Source organism: Paraburkholderia tropica (assembly GCF_914484835.1).
Lineage (GTDB): Bacteria > Pseudomonadota > Gammaproteobacteria > Burkholderiales > Burkholderiaceae > Paraburkholderia > Paraburkholderia tropica_A.
Window position 1 is genome coordinate 147620 of record NZ_CAJZAR010000090.1, and the last position, 22624, is coordinate 170243.

Below are 22624 nucleotides of genomic sequence, written 5' to 3' on the forward strand. Positions count from 1 at the left end.
GTCGCGGCGATCCGCCCGGCAATCCTCCTGGTATCGACATGGACAATCTCGGCGACGTGCGCCTCTTCGTGGAAGCCGCGCGGCTCGGCAGCCTGTCGGCGGCAGGCCGCAAGCTCGGTCTCACGCCGGCGGCGGCCAGCGCCCGCCTCGCGCGGCTCGAAGCGGAGCTGCACGCGCGCCTGTTCGACCGCACCACGCGCCAGCTGCGTCTGACCGACGAAGGCCGCGCCTATCTCACCTGTAGCGAACACGCGCTGCGCTCGCTCGACGACGCCAAGGCCGCGCTCCAGGAGGGCCAGAACGCGGTGCGCGGCAAGGTGCGCATTTCGGCGACCTCGGATTTCGGGCGCAATCTGCTGATGAAGTGGCTCGACGAATTCCGCGCGCGCTATCCCGACGTGCGTTTCGCGCTCACGCTGACCGACTCGATCTCGAATCTCGTGCTCGAAGACATCGATCTGGCGATCCGCTTCGGCACGCCGCAGGACAGTTCGCTGGTCGCGCGGCGGCTCGCCCCGAACCCGCGCGTGCTGTGCGCCGCGCCCAAGTACCTCGCCCAGCACGGCGAGCCGCGCGAGCCCGCCGATCTGGCCCGCTTCGATTGCATCGTGATCGGCTCGCCCGCGGGCCCCGTCAACGAGTGGCGATTCACGCGAGGCAACGAGTCGCAGACCTACGTCGTGCCGCTGGAGAACGCGCTGGAAAGCTCCGACGGCGAGGCCGTGCGCCAGTGGACGCTGTGCGGCTACGGTTTATCGGTGAAATCGATCTGGGACGTGGCCGACGACCTGCGCGCCGGGCGGCTCAAGATCGTCATGCCGGACTGGCGTTACGCCGAGCAGCCCGTGCACGCGCTCTATCACCGCAACCGCTATCTGGCGCCGCGCGTGCGCGCGCTGCTGGAGTTCCTGACCGAGCGTTTCGCGCAGGCCGCGCACGAGCTGAACGCGCTCGCGCCGTGCACCGATCCCGAGCCGCCGCGCCCCGCGCGACGCGCCCGGAACGGCGCGAACGCCTTGAAGCAAAAGGCTATAATGTCGGATTACGCTGAAAGCGATCCGCGGCCGCCGGGCTGACGCGCATCGTCATCGTTCATGGCGGTGTCGATGTGCTTTCCTCTCCGGCGAAGACCAGAAAAGCAGCACTGAAGCAACACTGCAGCAGCACCATGCGCGCGGAGCGCCCCACCGGACAGCCAGGCAGACGCGGCCAACGCGGCCCGGCCACCCGTTTCAGCCCTCATTATTTTCACCGTAGTCCTGAAGTGCACGCGTGCATCAAGCGGACGACGCCCCCAGGTGAACCACTGCGAACGGCGAACCCCGATGACCAAGAAAGTTTATGTAAAGACCTATGGCTGCCAGATGAACGAGTACGACTCCGACAAGATGGTCGACGTACTCGGCGCCGCTGAAGGACTCGTGAAGACCGACACGCCCGAAGACGCGGACGTGATTCTGTTCAACACCTGCTCGGTGCGCGAAAAGGCGCAGGAGAAAGTCTTCTCCGAGCTCGGCCGCGTGCGCGAACTGAAGGAAGCGAACCCGAACCTGCTGATCGGCGTGGGCGGCTGCGTGGCGAGCCAGGAAGGCGCGGCCATCGTGCAGCGCGCGCCGTATGTGGATCTGGTGTTCGGTCCGCAGACGCTGCACCGCCTGCCGCAGATGATCGACGCGCGCCGCGCCTCGGGCCGCGCGCAGGTCGACATCACCTTCCCCGAAATCGAGAAGTTCGACCATCTGCCGCCCGCGCGCGTGGAAGGCCCGAGCGCGTTCGTCTCGATCATGGAAGGCTGCTCGAAATATTGCAGCTACTGCGTCGTGCCCTACACGCGCGGCGACGAAGTCTCGCGCCCGCTCGACGACGTGCTCACCGAAGTCGCCGGTCTCGCCGACCAGGGCGTGCGTGAAGTCACGCTGCTCGGCCAGAACGTCAACGCGTATCGCGGCCAGCTCACGCAAGGCGCGACCGAAATCGCCGACTTCGCCACGCTGATCGAATACGTCGCCGACATTCCGGGCATCGAGCGCATCCGCTACACGACCTCGCATCCGAAGGAATTCACGCAGCGCCTGATCGACACCTACGCGAAGGTGCCGAAGCTCGTGAGCCACCTGCACCTGCCCGTGCAGCACGGCTCCGACCGCGTGCTGATGGCGATGAAGCGCGGCTACACCGTGCTCGAATACAAGTCGGTGATCCGCAAGCTGCGCGCGATCCGCCCCGACCTCTCGCTCTCGACCGACATCATCGTCGGCTTCCCGGGCGAGACCGAGGAAGATTTCGAGAAGACCATGAAGCTCGTCGAAGAGATGAGCTACGACACGAGCTTCTCGTTCATCTACAGCCCGCGTCCGGGCACGCCCGCCGCGAACCTCGAAGACGACACGCCGCGCGAAGTGAAGCTCAAGCGTCTGCAACATCTGCAGGCGACAATCGAAGAAAACGTCCAGCGCATCAGCCAGTCGATGGTCGGCCGGGTCGAGCGCATTCTGGTCGAAGGTCCGTCGCGCAAGGACCCGAGCGAACTGTCGGGCCGCACGGAAAACAACCGCGTGGTGAATTTCCCGGCGCCGCTCGCCTCGCACGCGCGCCTGACCGGCCAGATGATCGACGTGAAGATCAACCACGCGTACCCGCATTCGCTGCGCGGCGAGCTCGTGCTCGCGCACGAGGGCAATTCGGCGCTGTCGCACTAGGTTGCACCAAGTCGCTGCAGGCGGCCATCACCCGGCACCTGCAGCGCGCCATTCACGGAACACGGGAGTTCAGAGACACCTTGAAGCCGAATCAGCAGCATCTGGAATTCACCGCGCCGCACGACGACAACGCGCGGCTCGCCAACCTCTGCGGCCCGCTCGACGAAAATCTGCGGCAGATCGAGCAGGCGCTCGACGTGACGCTCGCCCGGCGCGGCCATCGCATCACGATTCGCGGACGCGGCGCGAGGCTCGCGCTCACCGCGCTCGAAAACTTCTACAACCAGGCCCGCGATCCGCTTTCCGTCGACGACATCCAGCTCGCGCTGGTCGAGGCGCGCCATCAGGCGAGCCGCGCGAATGCGCGCGCGAACGGTAACGGCAACGGCAAGTCCGACGACGGCGCGGAAATCGATCCGCGCTTTCGCGGCGATCCCGACCATCCGTTCGACGAACCGGCGGGCAACGACATCGACGTCGAAGAACAAGGTCCGAAGCTCTACACGCGCCGCGCCGACCTGCGCGGCCGCACGCCCGCGCAGCGCGAGTATCTGAAGCAGATCATCTCGCACGACGTGACCTTCGGCATCGGGCCGGCGGGCACGGGCAAGACCTATCTCGCGGTGGCCTGCGCGGTCGACGCGCTCGAACGCGATCAGGTCAAGCGCATCGTGCTGACGCGCCCGGCCGTGGAAGCCGGCGAGCGTCTGGGCTTTTTGCCCGGCGATCTCGCGCAGAAGGTCGATCCGTATCTGCGTCCGCTTTACGACGCGCTTTACGATCTGCTCGGCTTCGACAAGACGGCGAAGATGTTCGAGCGCCAGATGATCGAAATCGCGCCGCTCGCGTACATGCGCGGCCGCACGCTCAATCACGCGTTCATCATCCTCGACGAGGCGCAGAACACCACGCCCGAGCAGATGAAGATGTTCCTCACGCGGATCGGCTTCGGCTCGAAGGCGGTCGTGACCGGCGACACCACCCAGGTGGATTTGCCGCGCGGCCACAAGAGCGGCCTGATCGAAGCGCAGCATGTGCTCGCGAACGTGCGCGGCATCGCCCTCACGCACTTCACGAGCGCGGACGTGGTGCGTCATCCGCTCGTCGCGCGCATCGTCGAGGCTTACGACGCGCACGCGAAGAAGGACGACAGCGGCGCCGACGCGCGCTGATGCTGGCTGAACCGGATCGACAGTTCATCATGGCCCGCGCACCGAAACTCAAACTGAACCTTCAGTTCCCCGCCGCGAAGGCGTTTCCCGAGCACAAGGCCGCGCTGCCGCGCGCGACCGTGGCGGCCTGGGTAAAGGCGGCGCTGTTCGCCGACGCGGAACTGACCGTGCGCTTCGTCGACGCCGAAGAAGGCCGCACGCTCAACCGCAGCTATCGCGGCAAGGACTACGCGACCAACGTCCTCACCTTCGCCTACGCGGAGAGCGAGGACGATCCGGTCACGGGCGACCTGATCCTCTGCTGCCCGGTGGTGGAGAAGGAAGCCGCCGAGCAGAACAAGCCGCTCGCCGCGCACTACGCGCATCTGCTGGTGCACGGCGCGCTGCACGCGCAAGGCTACGATCACGAGGACGACGCCGAAGCCGAAGAGATGGAAGGCATCGAAACCGACGTCCTCAACTCGCTCGGCTTTCCCGACCCGTACAAATAAGGACCTCACCGCGCCACGCATCGCGCGCCTTCCGCCATGAACGACAAGAGCACGCCCGCCTTCGACGATCCCTCCGCGCAACCGCAGACGGAGGGTGCCGTCGGCGCGCGTGACGGCAACGCTTCAGGCAAGGCCGGGCGCGCGCCGTGCCCCGGCTATCCGCCCGCGCTCGGCGATCCGCGCCTGCTCACCGAAGACGATCTGCGCGCCTCGCTCGACTGCACGCTGCGCGACTGGGACCGCGAAAGCGATCTCTGGCTGTTCGGCTATGGCTCGCTGATCTGGAATCCGGGTCTGCCGACTGTCGAGAACGTGCGTTCGCGCGTGCACGGCTACCATCGCGGCCTGTATCTGTGGTCGCGCGTGAATCGCGGCACGCCCGAGCAGCCGGGCCTCGTGCTCGCGCTCGACCGCGGCGGCTCGTGCGCGGGCGTGGCGTTCCGCCTGGCCGCCGAAGGCGTGATGCCGCATCTGGAAGCGCTCTGGCGCCGCGAAATGCCGATGGGCTCGTACCGGCCCGCGTGGCTGCCGTGCCTGCTCGAAGATGGCCGGCGCGTCGCCGCGCTGGCGTTCGTGATGCGCCGCGACGTACCCACCTACACCGGCAAGCTCGACGAAAACACCGTGCGCACCGTGTTCGGCTGCGCCACGGGCCGCTACGGCACGACGCTCGACTACGTGCGCCGCACCGTCGACGCGCTGCGCGAGAGCGGCATGCCCGACCGCGCGCTGGAGCGCCTGCTCGCGCGCTGCGGCTGACGCCCGCCGCACTCCGGCCCTCCTCCGACCATGCTCCGATCGCGCCCCAGGCCGAATTTCGTCCGGCGCGCGATTACGCCGCATCTGCGTTAGGATTGATGCGAAGGCGCGTCGCTTACACGGTCGCGCCACGAGCATGTTGTATCCTTTCCCTTCCGCAACAGCGCGCCCGCCCTTCGAGGGCAGACGGGCGCACCACCATGAACGACTCTTATCCCAGTCGAAGACAAGCCGACAAACCGCAGGAAAAGCGCTCGCTGCTCGAGCGTCTGACCGACTTCATCTCGCCCGAGCCCGACTCGCGCAGCGAACTTCTCGAAATTCTCCAGGACGCGCACGCCCGCAATCTGATCGACGCCGATTCGCTGTCGATGATCGAAGGCGTGTTCCAGGTGTCCGACCTGAGCGCGCGCGACATCATGGTGCCGCGCGCCCAGATGGACGCGATCAACATCGCCGAGAGCCCTGACGAATTCATTCCCTTCGTGCTCGACAAGGCGCACTCGCGCTATCCCGTCTACGAAGGCAATCGCGACAACGTGATCGGCGTGCTGCTCGCGAAGGATCTGCTGCGCTATTACGCCGAGGAGGAATTCGACGTGCGCGGCATGCTGCGCCCGGCCGTGTTCATCCCCGAGTCGAAGCGCCTGAACGTGCTGCTGCACGACTTCCGCCAGAACCGCAATCACATCGCCATCGTCGTGGACGAATACGGCGGCGTGGCCGGCCTCATCACGATCGAGGACGTGCTGGAGCAGATCGTCGGCGACATCGAGGACGAATACGACTTCGACGAGGAAAGCGGCAACATCATCGCTTCGCCCGACGGCCGCTTCCGCGTGCGCGCGCTCACCGAAATCGAGCAGTTCAACGAGGCGTTCGGCACCCATTTCCCCGACGAGGAAGTGGACACGATCGGCGGCTTCGTGACGAATCATTTCGGCCACGTGCCGCATCGCGGCGAGAAAGTGCGCATCGACGACCTGATCTTCGAGGTGCTGCGCGCCGACGCCCGCCAGGTGCACATGCTGCTGGTGCGCCGCGACCCGCTCGCGGGCCAGCGCGAAGCCGCGCTGCAGCCGCCGGCCTGAGCCCGCGGCGCCGCGCCACACGCGTGACGCGGCACGCCCGACGAGAACGCCGGCCTTCGCGCCGGCGTTTTCCTTGATCATCGCCCAAACACACAGACTCGATCGCGCCCCGAAATTCGCCGAAAGCCGGCGAAACCTGCGCGCCCCGAAACCGACGCGCGAAAATGCTATCGTTGCGCTCGCCGCTGCACGCACGCCGTGCCAGCAACGTTACGGACCCCGCGCCTCGCGCGCCCCCGCAGCCGCACGGCTGATTCCCGCACATTCATGGCTGAACCGATCGACTCCCGCTCGCGCAACGGCGCACGCGCCGCCGCCAGCAACGACACCGCCGCGCGCCGCGCGCTGCCCGCCTGGCACTATCTCGCCGCCGCCGCGCTAGGCGCGCTCAACACGCTTTCGTTCGCGCCGACGCCGCACGGCGGCTGGCTCGAAATCGCGATTTTCGCGGGCTTCTACTTCTGGCTCACGCGCACCACCGGCTGGAAAAGCGCGCTGTTCACGGGCTGGGCGTTCGGCTTCGGCAATTTCGTGACGGGCGTCTGGTGGCTCTACGTGAGCATGCACTTCTACGGCGGCATGCCCGCCGTGCTTGCGGGCGCGGCGCTCGTGCTGTTCTCGCTCTATCTGGGGCTGTATCCGGCGCTCGCGTCGCTCGTCTGGTCGTTCTGCGCCGGTCATGCGCGCAACGGACGCAGCAGCGAGTTGCCGTTCTCGCCAACGTGGCACGGCGCGTTCGCGTTCGCCAGCGCGTGGGCGCTCGGCGAATGGGCGCGCGGCTATATCTTCACGGGCTTCCCGTGGCTCTCCAGCGGCTACGCGCAGGTCGACGGCCCGCTCGCGGGCTTCGCGCCGATCGTCGGCGTGTATGGCGTGGGCTGGGTGCTCGCGCTCGTCGCGGCGCTGGTCGTGCAGGCGCTCGTGCGCGCGTTCGGTCGTCGGCAGGCTCCGAAGAATGAAGTCGCGGACAACAACGCCAACACGCGTGCGGCGTCGCCGTTCGCCATGTTCGCCACGCCTGCCGTGGCCGCCGTCGCGGTGATCGTCGCCGGTCTGCTGCTGCCGCTCGTGCCGTGGACGCATCCGGCCAACGCGCCGCTCAACGTGCGCCTGCTGCAAGGCAACGTGAAGCAGGAGATGAAGTTCTCCGAGTCGGGCATGATCGACGCGCTCAACGAGTTCCAGAAGCTGATCACCGAAAAGCCCGCCGATCTCGTCGTCACGCCCGAAACCGCGGTGCCGCTGCTCGTGCAGCAGGTGCCCGAGAAGTTCGGCCGCGACATCCGCGCGTTCGCCGACACCACCGGCACGGCGATCCTGTTCGGCGCCGTGGGCGCGACCATCACGCCCGACGGCCGCGCGACCGACTACACCAACAGCCTGTTCGGCATCACGCCGGGCCAGAACGGCCTGTACCGCTACGACAAGCACCACCTCGTGCCGTTCGGCGAGTTCGTGCCCTGGGGCTTCCGCTGGTTCGTCGATCTGATGAACATTCCGCTCGGCGACTTTGCGCGCGGCGCGCCCGTGCAGTCGCCGTTCCTCGTGCACAACCAGCCGGTCGCCGTCGATATCTGCTACGAGGATATTTTCGGCGAGGAAATCGCGCGCACCGTGCGCGAGAATCCGGTTTCGCCGGGCATTCTCATCAACTCGACGAATCTCGCGTGGTTCGGCGACACCATCGCGCTCGACCAGCATCTGCAGATCGCGCGCATGCGCTCGCTCGAAACCGGCCGCCCGATGCTGCGCGCGACCAACACCGGCGCGACCGCCGCCATCGACGCGCACGGCAAGGTAATCGCGCGCCTGCCCACCTTCACGGCGGGCTCGCTCGACGTGCGCGTGGAAGGCACGGCCGGTTTCACGCCCTACGTGACGAGCGGCAACAACACGGTGATCGCTATTTCGCTGCTGTTGCTGGCGTTCGGTTTCGCGTTCGGGCCAGGCCGTCCGGGCCGCAAAAAGGCGTGATGCACGCATCAAACCAGCATCCCGCCGACCTTAAGCCGACCTCAAACCGACATCACGCACGCGTGACGCCGCCACGCTGAATCGATCCAATCGCCGCGCCGAGGCCCGTCCAGGTCTCAACGCCCCGGCAATCCGGTAAAATTCAGCGTTTTAGCACCAGGCCGCCTCCAGGCCGGGGCCGCAACCCGCGCAGGGCAAGCGGCGGCAAAGCCGCCGTGCCCCAAACGGGCTCGCCAGGCCGCCAACCGCCGGAGCCCGCGCCTCCCGCCCTAAAAGACACTGCAGGCACACATGCTCACGTTTCAGCAAATCATCCTGACGCTCCAGTCTTACTGGGACAAGCAGGGCTGCGCGCTGCTCCAGCCGATCGACATGGAAGTCGGCGCCGGCACCTCGCACGTCCACACCTTCCTGCGCGCGATCGGCCCCGAGCCGTGGCGCGCGGCCTACGTGCAGCCGTCGCGCCGCCCGAAAGACGGCCGCTATGGCGAGAACCCGAACCGCCTGCAGCACTACTACCAGTACCAGGTGGTGCTCAAGCCCGCGCCGGAAAACATCCTCGACCTGTACCTCGGCTCGCTCGAAGCGCTCGGCTTCGACCTGAAGCAGAACGACGTGCGCTTCGTCGAAGACGACTGGGAGAACCCCACGCTCGGCGCCTGGGGCCTCGGCTGGGAAGTCTGGCTCAACGGCATGGAAGTCACGCAGTTCACCTACTTCCAGCAGGTGGGCGGCATCGACTGCAAGCCGGTGCTCGGCGAAATCACCTACGGTCTCGAACGCCTCGCGATGTATCTGCAGAAGGTCGAGAACGTCTACGACCTCGTCTGGACCGAGTGGGAAGAACAAGGCCCGAACGGCCCCGAGATCCGCCGCCTCACGTATGGCGACGTCTATCACCAGAACGAAGTCGAGCAATCGACCTACAACTTCGAGCACGCGAACGTCGACCTGCTGTTCACGTTCTTCAACGCGTACGAAAGCGAAGCGAAGCGCATGATGGAGCACCAGCTCGCGCTGCCCGCCTACGAACTCGTGCTCAAGGCCGGCCACACCTTCAACCTGCTCGACGCGCGCGGCGCGATCTCCGTGACGGAGCGCGCGGCGTACATCGGCCGCATTCGCACGCTGTCGCGCAGCGTGGCGCAGTCGTACTACGAATCGCGCGAGAAGCTCGGCTTCCCGATGCTCGGCAATCCGGTGCACGGCGTGCCCGGCCTGACCACCGACGAACAGGACGCCGCGATGCCCGCCTGGGCGCCGCCGCTGAAGGTCGAACGCAAGTTCGCCGAGGAATGACCGGATCTCCAGAACAATGACCCAAGCTCATCACGCCACTCTCCTCGTCGAACTGCTGACCGAGGAACTGCCGCCGAAGGCCCTCGCGCGTCTCGGCGACGCATTCGCCGAAGGCATCGCGCAGCGCCTCGCCGCGCGCGATCTGATCGAAGGCGATCTGTCGTTCGAACGCTTCGCCACGCCGCGCCGTCTCGCCGTGACGATCAAGAACGTGCGCAGCGTCGCGCCCGAAAAACAGGTGCGCGAAAAAGTGCTGCCCGTCTCGGTCGCGCTCGACGCCAACGGCCAGCCCACCGCGCCGCTCGCGAAGAAACTCGCCGCGCTCGGCTTCCCCGACTTCCCGGTTGGCGACCTCGAACGCGCGAGCGACGGCAAGAACGAAGCGTTCTTCCTGCGCTACTCCGCGCCGGGCGCCACGCTCGCCGACGGCCTGCAAGCCGTGCTCGACGAAGCGCTCGCCAAGCTGCCGATCCCGAAGGTCATGAAGTACCAGCGCCCGGACGGCAGCGACGTGCAGTTCGTGCGCCCCGTGCATCGCCTCACCGTGCTGCACGCCGACCAGATCGTGCCGGTGAGCGCGTTCGGCATCGACGCCGGCGACACCACGCGCGGCCATCGCTTCCTCTCGGAAGGCCTGATCGCCATCACCCAGGCCGACGACTACGCGCACACGCTCCAGCACAAGGGCCGCGTGATCGCGAGCTACAGCGAGCGCCGCGAATCGATCCGCGCGCAGCTGATCGAAACCGCCGGCGACGACAAGGTGGTCATGCCCGACTCGCTGCTCGACGAAGTGAATTCGCTCGTCGAATGGCCGGTCGTGTACGCGTGCCAGTTCGAGGAAGAGTTCCTGCAAGTGCCGCAGGAATGCCTGATCCTCACGATGCAGACGAACCAGAAGTACTTCGCGCTGACCGACGACGAAGGCCGCCTGCGCTCGCGCTTCCTGATCGTCTCGAACATCGAAACGGCCACGCCGGTCGAGATCGTCGAAGGCAACGAGCGCGTCGTGCGTCCGCGTCTGGCCGACGCCAAGTTCTTCTTCGAGCAGGACAAGAAGAAGCCGCTGGCCGACCGCGTGCCGCTGCTCGCCAACGTGGTCTATCACAACAAGCTCGGCTCGACGCTGCAGCGCGTGGAGCGCCTCGAAGCGCTCGCGGGCGCGATCGCCCGGATGTGCGGCGCGAACATCGCGCTCGCCGAACGCGGCGCGCGTCTGGCCAAGGCCGACCTGATCACCGACATGGTCGGCGAATTCCCCGAGCTGCAAGGCACGATGGGCACCTACTACGCGCGCCACGACGGCGAAGCGGAAGAAGTGGCCATCGCCTGCTCCGAGCACTATCAGCCGCGCTTCTCCGGCGACGACCTGCCGACGACGGCCACGGGCACGATCGTCGCGCTCGCGGACAAGCTCGAAACGCTGGTCGGCATCTGGGGCATCGGCCTCGCGCCCACCGGCGAGAAGGACCCGTTCGCGCTGCGCCGCCACGCGCTGGGCGTGCTGCGCATTCTGGTCGAGAAGCAACTGCCGCTCGACCTCGTCGAATTGCTGCGCACGACGTATTCGCAGTTCGCGGGCGTCGAAGCCGTCGCGGAATCGACCCAGGCGATCTACGAGTTCTGCATGGACCGTCTGCGCGGCCAGCTGCGCGAACGCGGCTACGCGGCGCAGGAAGTGGACGCAGTGCTCGCGCTGAACCCCACGCGTTTCGACGACGTCATCGCCCGTCTGGACGCCGTGCGCGAATTCGCGGCGCTCAACGAAGCGGCCTCGCTCGCGGCGGCCAACAAGCGCATCTCGAACATCCTCAAGAAGTCCGAGGGCGCCGAAGATGCGGGCGTGCAGATCGCGCTGTTCACGGAGAACGCCGAAAAGGCGCTCTACGCGCAGCTCGAACAGGTCGCGCCGCGCGTGGAATCGCAACTGGCCGCGCGCGAGTACACGGGCGCGCTCACGGCGCTCGCGGCGCTGCGCGAAACCGTCGACACGTTCTTCAACGACGTGATGGTCAATGCCGAAGATCCGGCGCTGCGGGCCAACCGCCTCGCGCTGCTCAAGGCGCTGCATCGCCAGATGAACAGCGTGGCCGACATCTCGCGCCTCGCGGCGTGATGACCGGCACGGACATCCGCCAGCCCCAACCAGACGCGACGCCATGCCGACCAGCAACAGCCGCAAGATTGTGATCCTCGACCGCGACGGCGTGATCAACGTCGATTCCGACGCCTTCATCAAGTCGCCGGACGAATGGATCGCGCTGCCCGGCAGCCTCGAAGCGATCGCTCGCCTGAATCAGGCGGGCTATCGCGTCGCCGTCGCGACGAACCAGTCCGGTATCGGACGCGGTTTGTTCGACACGACGGCGCTCAACGCCATGCACGCGAAGATGCACCGCCAGGCCGCGGCCGTGGGCGCGCGCATCGACGCCGTGTTCTTCTGCCCGCACACCTCGCAGGACCACTGCGAGTGCCGCAAGCCCAAGCCCGGCATGCTGAAGATGATCGCCGACCGCTTCGAGATCGAGCCCGCCGCTACGCCCGTCGTGGGCGATTCGCTGCGCGACCTCGAAGCCGGCGCGGCGCTCGGCTGTCCGACGCATCTCGTGCTCACGGGCAAAGGCAAGAAGACGCTCGCCGCGGGCGGCCTGCCCGAAGGCACGAAGGTTCACGACGACCTGCGCGCGTTCGCGCTCGACTTCCTCGCGAACGACAACGCATGACCCCGGCGAGTGCGCGCATGACCTGCCCGCACTCGACCGAAACCGCATCGTCCGGCGCAGGCCGGCGCCGATGCCTGTTCCCCACCGCGCGGCGGCGCGTCTGACGACGCCCGCCCTGCCGCGCACGCTTCACGAACGGTCCAACCGATGCGCTTCATCCGCTCCCTGCTGCTGTTCATCTACCTGATCGTCTACACGATGCCGTATGCGACAGCGTGCTTCATCGCGTTTCCGTTCCTCAACGCCACGCGCCGCTACTGGATGGCCGTGGGCTGGTGCCGCTCGACGCTGTTCGTCGCGCGCTGGCTCAATGGCATCCGCTACCGCATCGAAGGCATGGAGAACCTGCCCAACGGTCCCGCCGTGCTGCTCTCGAAGCATCAATCCGCTTGGGAAACGCTCGCGTTTCCCGCGCTGATGCCGCGCCCGCTGTGCTACGTCTTCAAGCGCGAACTGCTGTTCGTGCCGTTCTTCGGCTGGGCGCTCGGCATGCTGAAGATGGTTCACATCAACCGCAAGGAAGGCAAGAACGCGTTCACCTCGGTGATCCGCCAGGGCAAGGAGCGCATGGCCGAAGGCGCGTGGGTCATCATGTTTCCCGAAGGCACGCGTATTCCCGTCGGCAAGACGGGCAAGTACAAGACCGGCGGTCCGCGCTTCGCCATCGAAACGGGCGCGCCCGTGGTGCCCATCGCGCACAATGCGGGCCACGTCTGGCCCCGAAACTCGTTCACGAAATATCCGGGTATAGTCACGGTGTCGATCGGCAAGCCGATCGACACGACCGGGCTCTCGCCCGACGCCGTGAATACCCGCGTGGAAAACTGGATCGAAGCCGAAATGCGCCGTATCGATCCCGACGCGTATCGCGACACGGATGGCACCAAGGCAAACGCGGCGAAAGCCTGACGCGCGGCGCACGCCGCGCACGCGTCGCGTCGGGCGGACAGCCTTCGCGCTTGTGCTGCGCGCGTTGTCTGTCTTTTTCGCGGTGCTGCGAGCCGTGACGCGTGCGGTGTTTGTGCCGCACGATCCGCCTCCGCGCGGTCCGGCACGCGGTTCGCCGACACGCCCACGCGCTCCACGCCGCACACGCAATCCCGCTCCAGGCCCGACGATGCAGAAGCCCCCTACGCAGCGCCCTTCCGCGGCGCTCGACAACCGGCAACTCGATCTGCCGCTATTCGCGGAGCCAGCGCCTGTCGCCACACCGACGGGGGATGCGTCATCGCCGGTTGTTCCCGTTACCCCCTCTCCTCCTTCCGCACCGCCAAAGGCGCCGCTCGCACCGGACGGCACCAGATTGCGCACGCTCGTGCTCGGCTCGCGGACGCTGTATTACCAGCTCAAGCGCTCGTCGCGGAAATCGATCGGGTTTGCGATCGATGGGTCGGGGCTGACGATCACCGCCCCGCGCTGGGTCACGATCGCCGATATCGAGAATGCTATCGCCGAGAAGCAGCGCTGGATTTTCGCCAAGCTCACGGAATGGCAGACGCGTGTCGAACAGCGCGCGCTGCCGCGCGTGGAATGGCGCGATGGTGCGGAACTGCCGTATCTCGGGAAGCCGATGCGTGTGGCGCTCGGGGCTTCGGTGCTTTTCTTCGATGAGGAAACGCGCGTGCTCGCGTTGCCGCTGCCGATGAGTGCGGATGGGCAGCAGATCAAGGATCGTGTGACTGGGTGGCTGCAGAGCGAGGCGACGCGGATTTTTGGCGAGCGGCTCGCTGTGTATGCGGAGAAGCTGGGGGTGAGCTTTCGGTCGTATGCGCTTTCTTCGGCTATGACGCGCTGGGGAAGCTGTTCAAGCGAAGGGCGGATTCGACTCAACTGGCGGTTGATTCATTTTCCGCTTTCAATCGTGGATTATGTGGTCGCCCATGAGCTCGCGCATTTGCGCGAGATGAATCATAGTCCCAGGTTCTGGCAGACGGTTGAGTCGATCTTTCCGGAGTTTCGCGAGGCCAGAAAGCAGCTTAAGCAGCATCCGCCGGAGATGGTGCCGGGGATGTGAGGGGGGCGGGGGGCCTCGCAGCGGCAAACCCAACACAGGATCAAGTATTCGACACAACTTCGAGGATGACATGTGAGGATCATGTAATCTCAAGCGCCTTACTCAACGGGTTGCAGAACTATGCCAAGCCGCTTCAGGTACGTCGCAGTATCGATTTTCGGTCTAGCACTCATCAGCTCTGCGCTTGGCAACCAACCTCAAAAATTTCTCGTTGTCGAACCATCAATTGACAAGCAGTGGATTCAAATACATGGATCCGAATATCAGTATGTATGGCAAAGCAGAAACGATGCAAAAAATGCATCCACCTGGAAACAATACGCCCCTCATACATTACTAAGCAGTTATTTCCCGTATATGCGAGACTTAACGGGTAAATCCGCTCAAGAATGGCTAACTACTCACCCTGACTGGATACTTTATCGCTGCGACGGTGAAATTGCATTTCAATTCGGAAATTCAATTATGCCGCTAGACATCACCAACCCCGAAGTCAGAAAGTGGCAAGTCAAAAAATTTACAGCATCGTGGCAATCGGATATCGGACTTGACAACTTCCAATTAGGCGATCGTGAAAGAGTATGCGGCACAAAAAATCACAATGGTGATTTGATAAGAGACTACAAGGGAGCCGACGGTCAAACGAAATTCAGAAACGCAAAATTAGTTTGGTTGGAACAAGTATCGAAGAGTCTGCATGATGCCGGGAAGACGGTCACAATTAATTATTCCCTTGATGTGCCAGCCGACTCCGAAATCGTGAAGCGACTTCTCAATTCTGTCGACAGCGTATTGTATGAAGATTATTGGGGTGGCGAATTCAAGAAAGGAATGCTCACCAGCACAGATCGAATACTTGAGCTACAAAGATTCTTCTCCAACGCGCGGGAAGCATACAAGAGGCTCTATTTTATATTCCAACTTCCAGAGGTTAACAAGGAGAACATCCAAACAGCAATGGCCGCCTACGCTCGATTGCTTACCAGATGACCGCGGCACGCTTCCCGGCTCATCGTGACCTGAAGGGCTTCGACTTCGCCCTGGCGCACGTTGACGAAGCGCTGGTGCGCGAGCTCAGCGATCTGTCGTTCCTCTCGAGCGCACACAACGTCGTGTTCATTGGTGGGCCCGGCACCGGAAAGACGCATCTCGCTTCAGCGATCGGAATCGAGGCCGTCCAACGCCACGGCAAGCGTGTGCGCTACTTCTCGACCGTCGAGCTAACCAACGCGCTGGAGCTCGAGAAGTCGACCGGCAAACAAGGCCAGATCGCACACAAGCTGATGTACGTCGATCTGGTGATTCTCGATGAACTCGGCTACCTGCCGTTCAGCCAGACCGGTGGCGCACTGCTGTTCCACCTGCTCTCGAAGCTGTACGAGCACACGAGTGTCGCGATCACCACCAATCTGAGCTTCGGCGAGTGGGCGAGCGTGTTCGGGGATGCAAAGATGACGACGGCACTGCTTGACCGGGTTACGCATCACTGCCACATCGTCGAGACCGGCAATGAATCGTGGCGCTTCAGGACCAGTTCCGCCACGGCAAAGGCGACGAGAAAGAGAGCAGCAAAACCAGCGGGAAACGAAGAGTTATCCACACCGGAATAGATGTACTAGGCTGTCTCGGGGTGGGTCAGATTTAGATGAAAACGGTGGGTTAAGACTCGGTGAAAATCAACAGACAGTGCGCAAGCACCGAGAGTGGCAGCAACCAACACGCCTGACAAAGTAGATCGAAGTGAGCGAAGAAGCGGCATGAGCGGGGAACCGGTGAAACATCAAAATGCGGGCGCAAACGCGCATATTGGAGACTGCGCGGCCTCCATACGATCATTCACGACCTGGACTTCAGCCACGATGGCGTCCTGAACCGAGCAATGGAAAAGTACAGCCAGACATAGGTGACACAAAACAACGCGCCGAAAAGTGCAAGAATGACCGGCCGGTTCCAAAACAAAGTTGCTGGCGCAACTGCTGCAAAGGTCAAGATCCAATGTCGCGGCGACGTACGCGAATTGCGGTCACGCCAGGCGCGCTCATTACCGACACTGGCTACTGCCCGACGATAGAGCAATGCGTGGAGATGACCACGGTCGGGCAAGCCTGCCGGTACGCCGCGCAACACCTTGCGCCGATAAATTGAAAACAACGTCTCGAAAACCGGATAGATGGTCACAAGCATCGCGTAGAGCGGAGACACTTCCTGATGACGCATGATCAGCAGAATCAGGAGCTCCGCCGAGATAAATCCCGTGAAATATGCCCCCCCATCTCCAAGGAAGACTTTCGCAACCGGGTAATTCCAGAGCATGAAACCGCACAGCGCACCAACAAGCGCTAGTGCCATGGATACGAGAAGCGAGTCGCCGACGGCATTAGCCACAATAGCGATAGAGGAAAGGATGAGAATGCCCACCATCGTCGCAAGACCGTTGAGTCCATCGATCAGATTGATCGAATGAACAACACCGGCAACACCCAAAACTGTGAAGACGACAGCAGCAATCGGGATAAGCAGCAGAACATCCAGTCCCGGAACGTCCGCGCGCGTGACGATCGCCTCTAGCGCCCAGCAGGCGAGAGCCGCGGCGGCGGCGGCGCACACGAGGCGCAGCGCCGGACTGATTTCCTTCGTTAAATCCTCCGCCAGGCCAGATAAAAACACAGGCGCTGAGCAAATCAGAAGACTCCAATGTTCACGCGTCACCGTGCCGCGGAAGAACTCACTAACCGCGAATGCAGCTGCGAACCCGCAGAAGATTCCGACACCACCAATACGTGGAACCGCGACTCGATGAATCTTCTGCACCCCATCAAGATCGTGATCCATTGACAGGGCACCGTGCAGGTGCTTCCACCGAACAATCAGGAAAACGATAGAAAAGGACGCAGCAAACGCAATCAGAAAGATCAGCATCAAACCGCTCCGTCCATTGATGAGAAGCGAGTCAAGTGCGTATCGCACAGATTCGCCTCACGTTGAAAAGCGAGCAATATTGAATTATTGATTAAAAATTACGCCGACTAATGATCGAAGTATTTTAAAAATCAAAAATCACAAAAAATATTATTCAATATTTTTTGCATAACTAATTAACGCAATTTAACCTACAAGGGTTATCCCATGTACCAGCCGGCGCAGGCACCTAGTCGATCAACACGTTTCGCAGGTGAACGCCTAGAAGGAAATGCATTCTGCCCTTCTCAGCGCGATTGGCCTCTAAGAGAATTCCGAAAAGATGAATCGTCAGATTCGTGAGTTCGATGAACTGTCAGAATATATTGCGAAATTAATCAATCGATTCGCGTGGAAATCGATCTCGTTCTTTTTTGAGCAAAAAAAACGCAACCCTCTGGGCTGCGCTTTTCGTTTCGCGTAGAAATCGCTGTCGCGATCGCTGGGTCGGCCCTAAAGGCCCGCCCAGCATTACTTCTTCTGAATAAACTCGATCTTATACCCGTCCGGGTCGGTGACAAACGCGATGACCGTCGTGCCGTGCTTCATCGGGCCGGCTTCGCGCACGACCGTACCGCCCTGCTCCTTGATCTTCGCGCACGCGGCATACGCGTCTGCGACCTCAACAGCCAGATGGCCGAAGCCCGTGCCGAGGTCATACGACGGCGTGTCCCAGTTGTGCGTCAGTTCGATGACGGTGCCGTCGCGCTCATCGGTGTAGCCGACGAATGCGAGCGTGAACTTGCCATCGGGATAGTCTTCGCGGCGCAGCAGTTTCATGCCGAGCAATTCGGTGTAGAACTTGATCGAGCGGTCGAGGTCGCCGACGCGGATCATCGTGTGCAGCAGGCGCATTGTGGTGGACTCCGTTTTTTGCCAACGTCAAAACCCGGACTGTACCAAAATCCCGCCGGCCCTGCCGACGCCACCCCAACCGCCGCCCACCACTCCGCCGCTCCAGGCAAGCCCGCGCGATTTGCTCTAGCATGTTCGCCATCCCGATTTCGGCGCCGCTTCGGTGGCGGTCCGGTCTGGCTTGCGTTCAACGAAAGGATAGAAAGGAGTCGATATGCGGATTCTGGTGGTAGGTGCGGGGGCGACAGGGGGCTATTTCGGCGGGCGGCTCGCCGCGGCCGGGCGCGATGTGACGTTTCTCGTGCGCGAAGCGCGCGCGGCGCAGATGCGCGAGCACGGTCTCGTGATCCGCAGCCCGCACGCGGGCGATCTGACGCTGCGCGAGCCGAAGACGGTCACGCGCGAGGCGCTCGAAGCGCCCGGCACGCAGCCGTTCGATGTCGTGCTGCTCAGCTGCAAGGCCTACGATCTCGACAACGCGATCGACTCGTTCGCCGCGGCCGTCGGTCCCGATACCGTCATCCTGCCGCTGCTCAACGGCATGCGTCATCTCGAGGTGCTGCAAGCGCGCTTCGGCACCCAGGCCGTGCTCGGCGGCATCTGCCTGATTGCGTCGACGCTCAACGAGCAGCGCGAAATCGTCCATCTGAACGACTCGCAGGCCATCACGTTCGGCGAACTGGGCGGCGGCATCTCGGCGCGCGCGCAAGCCATCGCCGATACGTTCGGCAACGCCGGCTTCATCATCAAGGCGAGCGAGCGCATCCTGCAGGAAATGTGGGAAAAATGGGTGTTTCTGGCGTCGCTCGCCGGCAGCACGTGTCTGTTTCGCGCGCCCATCGGCGCGATCGTGGCGACGCCCGACGGCGCGGCCACCATCGAGCGCATCTTCACGGAATGCCGCGCGATCGCGGCAGAACACGGTCATGCGGTGCGTGACAGTTTTCTGGAACGCTCGCGCAGCATGCTGTTCGCCACCGGCTCGTCGCTGACGGCGTCGATGCTGCGCGACGTGCAGAACGGCTCGCGCATCGAAGCCGATCACATCCTCGGCGATCTGATCCGCCGTGGCGGCGCCGCACAGCGTGCGTCGAGCGAGCTGTCAGTGCTGCGCATCGTCTATAGCCAGCTCAAGGCCTACGAGGCGTTGCGCGACGCGGCCTGAGCGGCGGGCACGATGGATCGCACGTAAGCGGCACACAAACGCGCCACGCAAAATCGGCACGCGCAAGCATCGCCCAAACGCGTCGCACAAAGACGAAGGGCGCGGTGGCCAACGCCACCGCGCCCTTTCCTTTTGCTAGCGCCGATGCGTCAGGCCGACGCGCCGCCGAGCGCCTGCGCCACGCGCACGTATTCGTCCACCGGCACGTCTTCGGCGCGGCGTTGCAGGTCGAAACCGAGCGCCTCGAAATCCACGCGATCGCGATAATCGGCGAGCGTGTTGCGCAGCATCTTGCGACGCTGCGAGAACGCGGCCGTCACCATCTCGCCGAGCAGCGCGGCGTCGACCTTCGGCAGTTCGTGCGGCGCGAACGGAATCATGCGCACGATCGCCGAATCCACCTTCGGCGGCGGCTGGAACGACTCGGGCGGCACGTCGAGCATCTTGTCCATCACGTAGCGGTACTGGAGCATCACCGTGAGGCGGCTGAACGCCTTGGTGCCCGGCTCCGCGACCATGCGGTCGACCACTTCGTTCTGCAGCATGAAATGCTGGTCGATCACGCGATCGGCGAAAGTGGCGAGGTGAAACAGCAGCGGGCTCGAAATGTTGTACGGCAGATTGCCGACGATGCGCAGCGTGGGTTTGTCGCCCGGCGCGGCGAGCGAGCCGAAGTCGAACGCGAGCGCGTCGCCCGCGTGCAGTTCAAGCAGCGGCCCGAACTTCTTCGTCAGGCGGCCGATCAGGTCGCGGTCGAGTTCGACCGCGTGCAGCGGCGCTTCGGGCGTGGCGAGGCGCTCGATGAGCGGCCCGGTGAGCGCGCCGAGGCCCGGCCCGATCTCGACCATGCGTTCGCCGCGCTGCGGGCGAATGACGTCGACGATCGAGTCGATCACGCCCGTGTCGACGAGGAAGTTCTGGCCGAAGCGCTTGCGCGCGGTGTGGCCCTGGTGCTTGCTGCTGCTATTGGACATCTTCGTGAAATCAGTGACGGCGGTCAGACGGTGCGCCGGTGGCGCGCCATCGAAACCGCCGTGTCGATGGCGGCGATCAGGCTGCCCGCGTCCGCGCGGCCCGTGCCGGCGAGGTCGAGCGCGGTGCCATGATCGACCGAGGTGCGCACGATCGGCAGGCCCAGCGTCACGTTGATGCCCTCCCCGAACGTCGCGTATTTCAGGACCGGCAGGCCCTGGTCGTGGAACATCGCCAGCACGCAGTCGGCGTCTTTCAGATAACGCGGCTGGAACAGCGTATCGGCCGGATACGGGCCGCGCGCGTCGATGCCTTCGGCGGCCGCTTTGGCGAGCGCCGGCGAGATGGTGTCGATTTCCTCGCGGCCCAGATAGCCGTTCTCGCCCGCGTGCGGATTCAGCCCGGTGACGAGAATGCGCGGCGTGGGCACGCCGAAATGGTGGCGCAGGTCGTGATCGATGATGCGCAGCGTGTCGACTAGGCCGTCGATCGTCAGCGCCGCCGAGACGTCCTTGAGCGGCAGGTGCGTGGTCGCGAGCGCCACGCGCAGCGGGCGCGTGCCGGTGCCCGCGAGCATCATCACCACGCGCGGCGTGCGGGTGCGTTCGGCGAGGTATTCGGTGTGGCCGGTGAACGGCACGCCGGCGTCGTTGATCGTGCTCTTTTGCAGCGGCGCGGTGACGATGGCGTCGTATTCCTGCGCCACGGCGCCGTCGATGGCGCGGTCGAGCAGCGCGAGCACATAGGGACCGTTGGCGGCGTCGAGCTTGCCGGCCTGCGCGGGCGCGGCGAGCGCCACGTGTTCCAAGCTGACCTGGCGGCCCGCCAGCACGGCGGACCAGTCGACGCCCACGGCGGCGGCGCGCGCCGCCACGAGGGCTTGATCGCCCAGCACCACGAATTCGGCGCCGGGCCAGTGCGCCGAGGCGCCCGCGAGCGCGGCGGCAGTCAGTTCGGGACCGACGCCCGCCGGTTCGCCCGTGGTGATGGCGATGCGGAGCGGCCGCGGCCCCCGCGGAGCTGAAGTCGAAGAAGCGGGGGCGTTCACGGCATGCGTCCTTTCAGATCGATCAGCGTTGTTGCGGCGGCGTCATGCCGCTGATCTTGTAGTCGACGTAGGCGCTGTCGCGCAGCTGGCGCAGCCAGTCGGCGTAGGCCTGTTCCGCCTTGCGCTGGCCGATGGCCTGACGCGCGAGATCCATCTGCTGAGCGACCGAGCCTTCGGCTTCGCGGCGGCCCAGCACCTGGATCAGGTGGTAACCGTATTCGGTACGCACCGGCTCGCTGAGCTGGCCGTCCTGCAGCGTGTTCATGGCGCGCTCGAATTCCGGCACGGTTTCGCCCGGGCTGATCCAGCCGAGGTCGCCGCCCTGCGAAGCCGAGCCGTCCTGCGAGTAAGTACGCGCGAACTTGGCAAAGTCGCCGCCCGCGGCCACTTCACGGCGGATTTCCAGCAGCTTCTGGCGCGCTTCCGGTTCCGACATGCCGTCACCCACGCGCAGCAGAATGTGACGCACGTGCGTCTGCACCAGTTGCGGCGCCGATGCGCTCGTGCCCTGGCCCTGGCGGCGCTCGACGAGGCGAACGATTTCAAAGCCGTCGTTGGTGCGGATCACCGAGGGATTCACCTCGCCCGGACGCAGCGTGGACGCCGCGGTCACGAATTCCTGCGGCAGCTTCGACGGCGCGAGGAAGCCCATGTCGCCGCCCTTGCTGGCGTCGGGCGCCTGCGAATTCGACTTCGCGATGCTCGAGAACTTGCTGCCCGACTGCGCTTCCTTCAGCAGCGCGTCGGCCTTCTTCTGCGCGGCTTCGATGTCGGTTTCCGACGCGTTCAGCGGCGCCTTGATGAAGATGTGCTCGAAGTGCAGGTCGCTCTTCTGGCCCGCGTTCGGTCCGCGCTGGCTCGCGATGTAGTTCGCGACTTCGGCGTCCGACACCGAGATCTTGCTGTCGACTTCCTTCTCACGCAGCTTCGAGAGCGTGAGTTCGGTGCGCGCGTCCTTCGTGAAGGTCGTCCACGGCACGCCGGCGGCTTCGATGCGCGCACGATACGTGGCGAGATCCATGCCGTTGGCCTGGGCGAGACGCTCGAGCGTGCGGTTCACGGCGGCGTCGTCGATCGAGATGCCGTCTTCCTTCGCCTTTTGCAGCTGGATGCGTTCGAGCACCATCTGGTTGAGCACCTGCGCGCGCAACTGGTCGGTGGGCGGCACCGGCGCGTTCTGCTGGTTCAGGCGGCGCGTGATGAGCGCGGCGCGCTCGTCGAGTTCGCGCTGCGTGATCACGCCATCGTTGACGACCGCGGCAATCGTGTCGACTGTCTGGCCACCCGGGGCCGACAGTTGCTGTGCTTGCGCCGGCGCGGCCGGCAACAGTCCTGCGACGGCGAAGAGGCTCGCAGCGTACGCTGCCAGGCGAAGCTTTTTCATGATTCCCACAGATACTCCAA

Annotated in this window: 19 protein-coding genes and 1 pseudogene; 15 read left to right on the forward strand and 5 right to left on the reverse strand. The window is 64.5% G+C overall.

The features are described from left to right. Window positions 1-38 precede the first annotated feature (38 nt). The 14 genes and pseudogenes from LDO54_RS33905 to istB all read left to right on the forward strand — a co-directional run. Window positions 39-1076 (forward strand): LysR family transcriptional regulator, encoded by a 1038-nt coding sequence (locus tag LDO54_RS33905; RefSeq protein ID WP_224016532.1) that lies wholly within the window; start codon window positions 39-41, stop codon window positions 1074-1076. Window positions 1077-1325: 249 nt separating this feature from the next. Beyond that, window positions 1326-2699, forward strand: coding sequence for a tRNA (N6-isopentenyl adenosine(37)-C2)-methylthiotransferase MiaB (gene miaB, locus LDO54_RS33910; RefSeq protein ID WP_224016533.1), 1374 nt, complete (start codon window positions 1326-1328; stop codon window positions 2697-2699). An 80-nt stretch (window positions 2700-2779) separates the two neighbouring features. Continuing rightward, complete coding sequence (locus LDO54_RS33915; protein WP_224016536.1) at window positions 2780-3871, forward strand: PhoH family protein; 1092 nt, start codon at window positions 2780-2782, stop codon at window positions 3869-3871. A gap of 29 nt (window positions 3872-3900) precedes the next feature. Then, entirely contained in the window at window positions 3901-4362 is a 462-nt protein-coding gene (gene ybeY, locus LDO54_RS33920) for an rRNA maturation RNase YbeY (protein WP_224016545.1), read from the forward strand. A gap of 36 nt (window positions 4363-4398) precedes the next feature. Further along, window positions 4399-5121, forward strand: a complete 723-nt coding sequence (locus tag LDO54_RS33925; protein ID WP_224016556.1) for a gamma-glutamylcyclotransferase — start codon at window positions 4399-4401, stop codon at window positions 5119-5121. 200 nt (window positions 5122-5321) lie between these two features. After that, window positions 5322-6212 carry an HlyC/CorC family transporter gene (locus LDO54_RS33930; protein ID WP_224016566.1) on the forward strand — a complete coding sequence of 297 codons (891 nt, stop codon included), beginning with the start codon at window positions 5322-5324 and terminating at the stop codon, window positions 6210-6212. A 267-nt stretch (window positions 6213-6479) separates the two neighbouring features. Then, window positions 6480-8186, forward strand: coding sequence for an apolipoprotein N-acyltransferase (gene lnt, locus LDO54_RS33935; protein ID WP_224016568.1), 1707 nt, complete (start codon window positions 6480-6482; stop codon window positions 8184-8186). Window positions 8187-8477: 291 nt separating this feature from the next. Continuing rightward, the gene (gene glyQ / locus LDO54_RS33940) at window positions 8478-9485 is read left to right on the forward strand and encodes a glycine--tRNA ligase subunit alpha (RefSeq protein WP_224016570.1); all 1008 of its coding nucleotides are present in this window, start codon (window positions 8478-8480) and stop codon (window positions 9483-9485) included. Window positions 9486-9501: 16 nt separating this feature from the next. Beyond that, entirely contained in the window at window positions 9502-11601 is a 2100-nt protein-coding gene (gene glyS / locus LDO54_RS33945) for a glycine--tRNA ligase subunit beta (RefSeq protein ID WP_224016572.1), read from the forward strand. 43 nt (window positions 11602-11644) lie between these two features. Beyond that, window positions 11645-12208 carry a D-glycero-beta-D-manno-heptose 1,7-bisphosphate 7-phosphatase gene (gene gmhB, locus LDO54_RS33950; RefSeq protein WP_224016574.1) on the forward strand — a complete coding sequence of 188 codons (564 nt, stop codon included), beginning with the start codon at window positions 11645-11647 and terminating at the stop codon, window positions 12206-12208. Between the two features lie 147 nt (window positions 12209-12355). Then, window positions 12356-13117: a lysophospholipid acyltransferase family protein gene (locus tag LDO54_RS33955; protein WP_224016575.1), complete on the forward strand. Its 762-nt coding sequence runs from the start codon at window positions 12356-12358 to the stop codon at window positions 13115-13117. A 208-nt stretch (window positions 13118-13325) separates the two neighbouring features. Further along, entirely contained in the window at window positions 13326-14222 is an 897-nt protein-coding gene (locus LDO54_RS33960; protein ID WP_224016577.1) for a M48 family metallopeptidase, read from the forward strand. Between the two features lie 120 nt (window positions 14223-14342). Further along, on the forward strand, window positions 14343-15212 hold the full coding sequence (locus LDO54_RS33965; protein WP_224016579.1) for a putative glycoside hydrolase family 15 protein: 870 nt from the start codon (window positions 14343-14345) through the stop codon (window positions 15210-15212). After that, window positions 15188-15832 (forward strand): annotated as a pseudogene (gene istB / locus LDO54_RS33970) (IS21-like element helper ATPase IstB); the annotation flags it as partial. The gene LDO54_RS33965 and the pseudogene istB, both read left to right, overlap by 25 nt. 226 nt (window positions 15833-16058) lie before the next feature. On the opposite strand, the gene LDO54_RS33975 reads toward istB, so the two are convergent. Both LDO54_RS33975 and gloA read right to left on the reverse strand, forming a co-directional pair. Continuing rightward, window positions 16059-17141, reverse strand: coding sequence for an MraY family glycosyltransferase (locus LDO54_RS33975; RefSeq protein ID WP_224016581.1), 1083 nt, complete (start codon window positions 17139-17141; stop codon window positions 16059-16061). A gap of 510 nt (window positions 17142-17651) precedes the next feature. Continuing rightward, a complete protein-coding gene (gene gloA, locus LDO54_RS33980; RefSeq protein ID WP_103707888.1) occupies window positions 17652-18035 on the reverse strand; it encodes a lactoylglutathione lyase in 384 nt (127 codons plus the stop codon). 214 nt (window positions 18036-18249) lie between these two features. On the opposite strand from gloA, the gene panE reads away from it, so the two are divergent. Next, window positions 18250-19200: a 2-dehydropantoate 2-reductase gene (gene panE / locus LDO54_RS33985; RefSeq protein ID WP_224016582.1), complete on the forward strand. Its 951-nt coding sequence runs from the start codon at window positions 18250-18252 to the stop codon at window positions 19198-19200. A gap of 149 nt (window positions 19201-19349) precedes the next feature. On the opposite strand, the gene rsmA is transcribed toward panE, so the two are convergent. The 3 genes from rsmA to LDO54_RS34000 are packed head-to-tail and all read right to left on the reverse strand — an operon-like array spanning window position 19350 to window position 22613. Beyond that, the gene (rsmA, locus tag LDO54_RS33990; protein WP_224016584.1) at window positions 19350-20174 is read right to left on the reverse strand and encodes a 16S rRNA (adenine(1518)-N(6)/adenine(1519)-N(6))-dimethyltransferase RsmA; all 825 of its coding nucleotides are present in this window, start codon (window positions 20172-20174) and stop codon (window positions 19350-19352) included. Between the two features lie 23 nt (window positions 20175-20197). Beyond that, entirely contained in the window at window positions 20198-21220 is a 1023-nt protein-coding gene (gene pdxA / locus LDO54_RS33995; protein ID WP_224016586.1) for a 4-hydroxythreonine-4-phosphate dehydrogenase PdxA, read from the reverse strand. Between the two features lie 22 nt (window positions 21221-21242). Continuing rightward, a complete protein-coding gene (locus LDO54_RS34000) occupies window positions 21243-22613 on the reverse strand; it encodes a peptidylprolyl isomerase (protein ID WP_224016587.1) in 1371 nt (456 codons plus the stop codon). Window positions 22614-22624 lie beyond the last annotated feature (11 nt).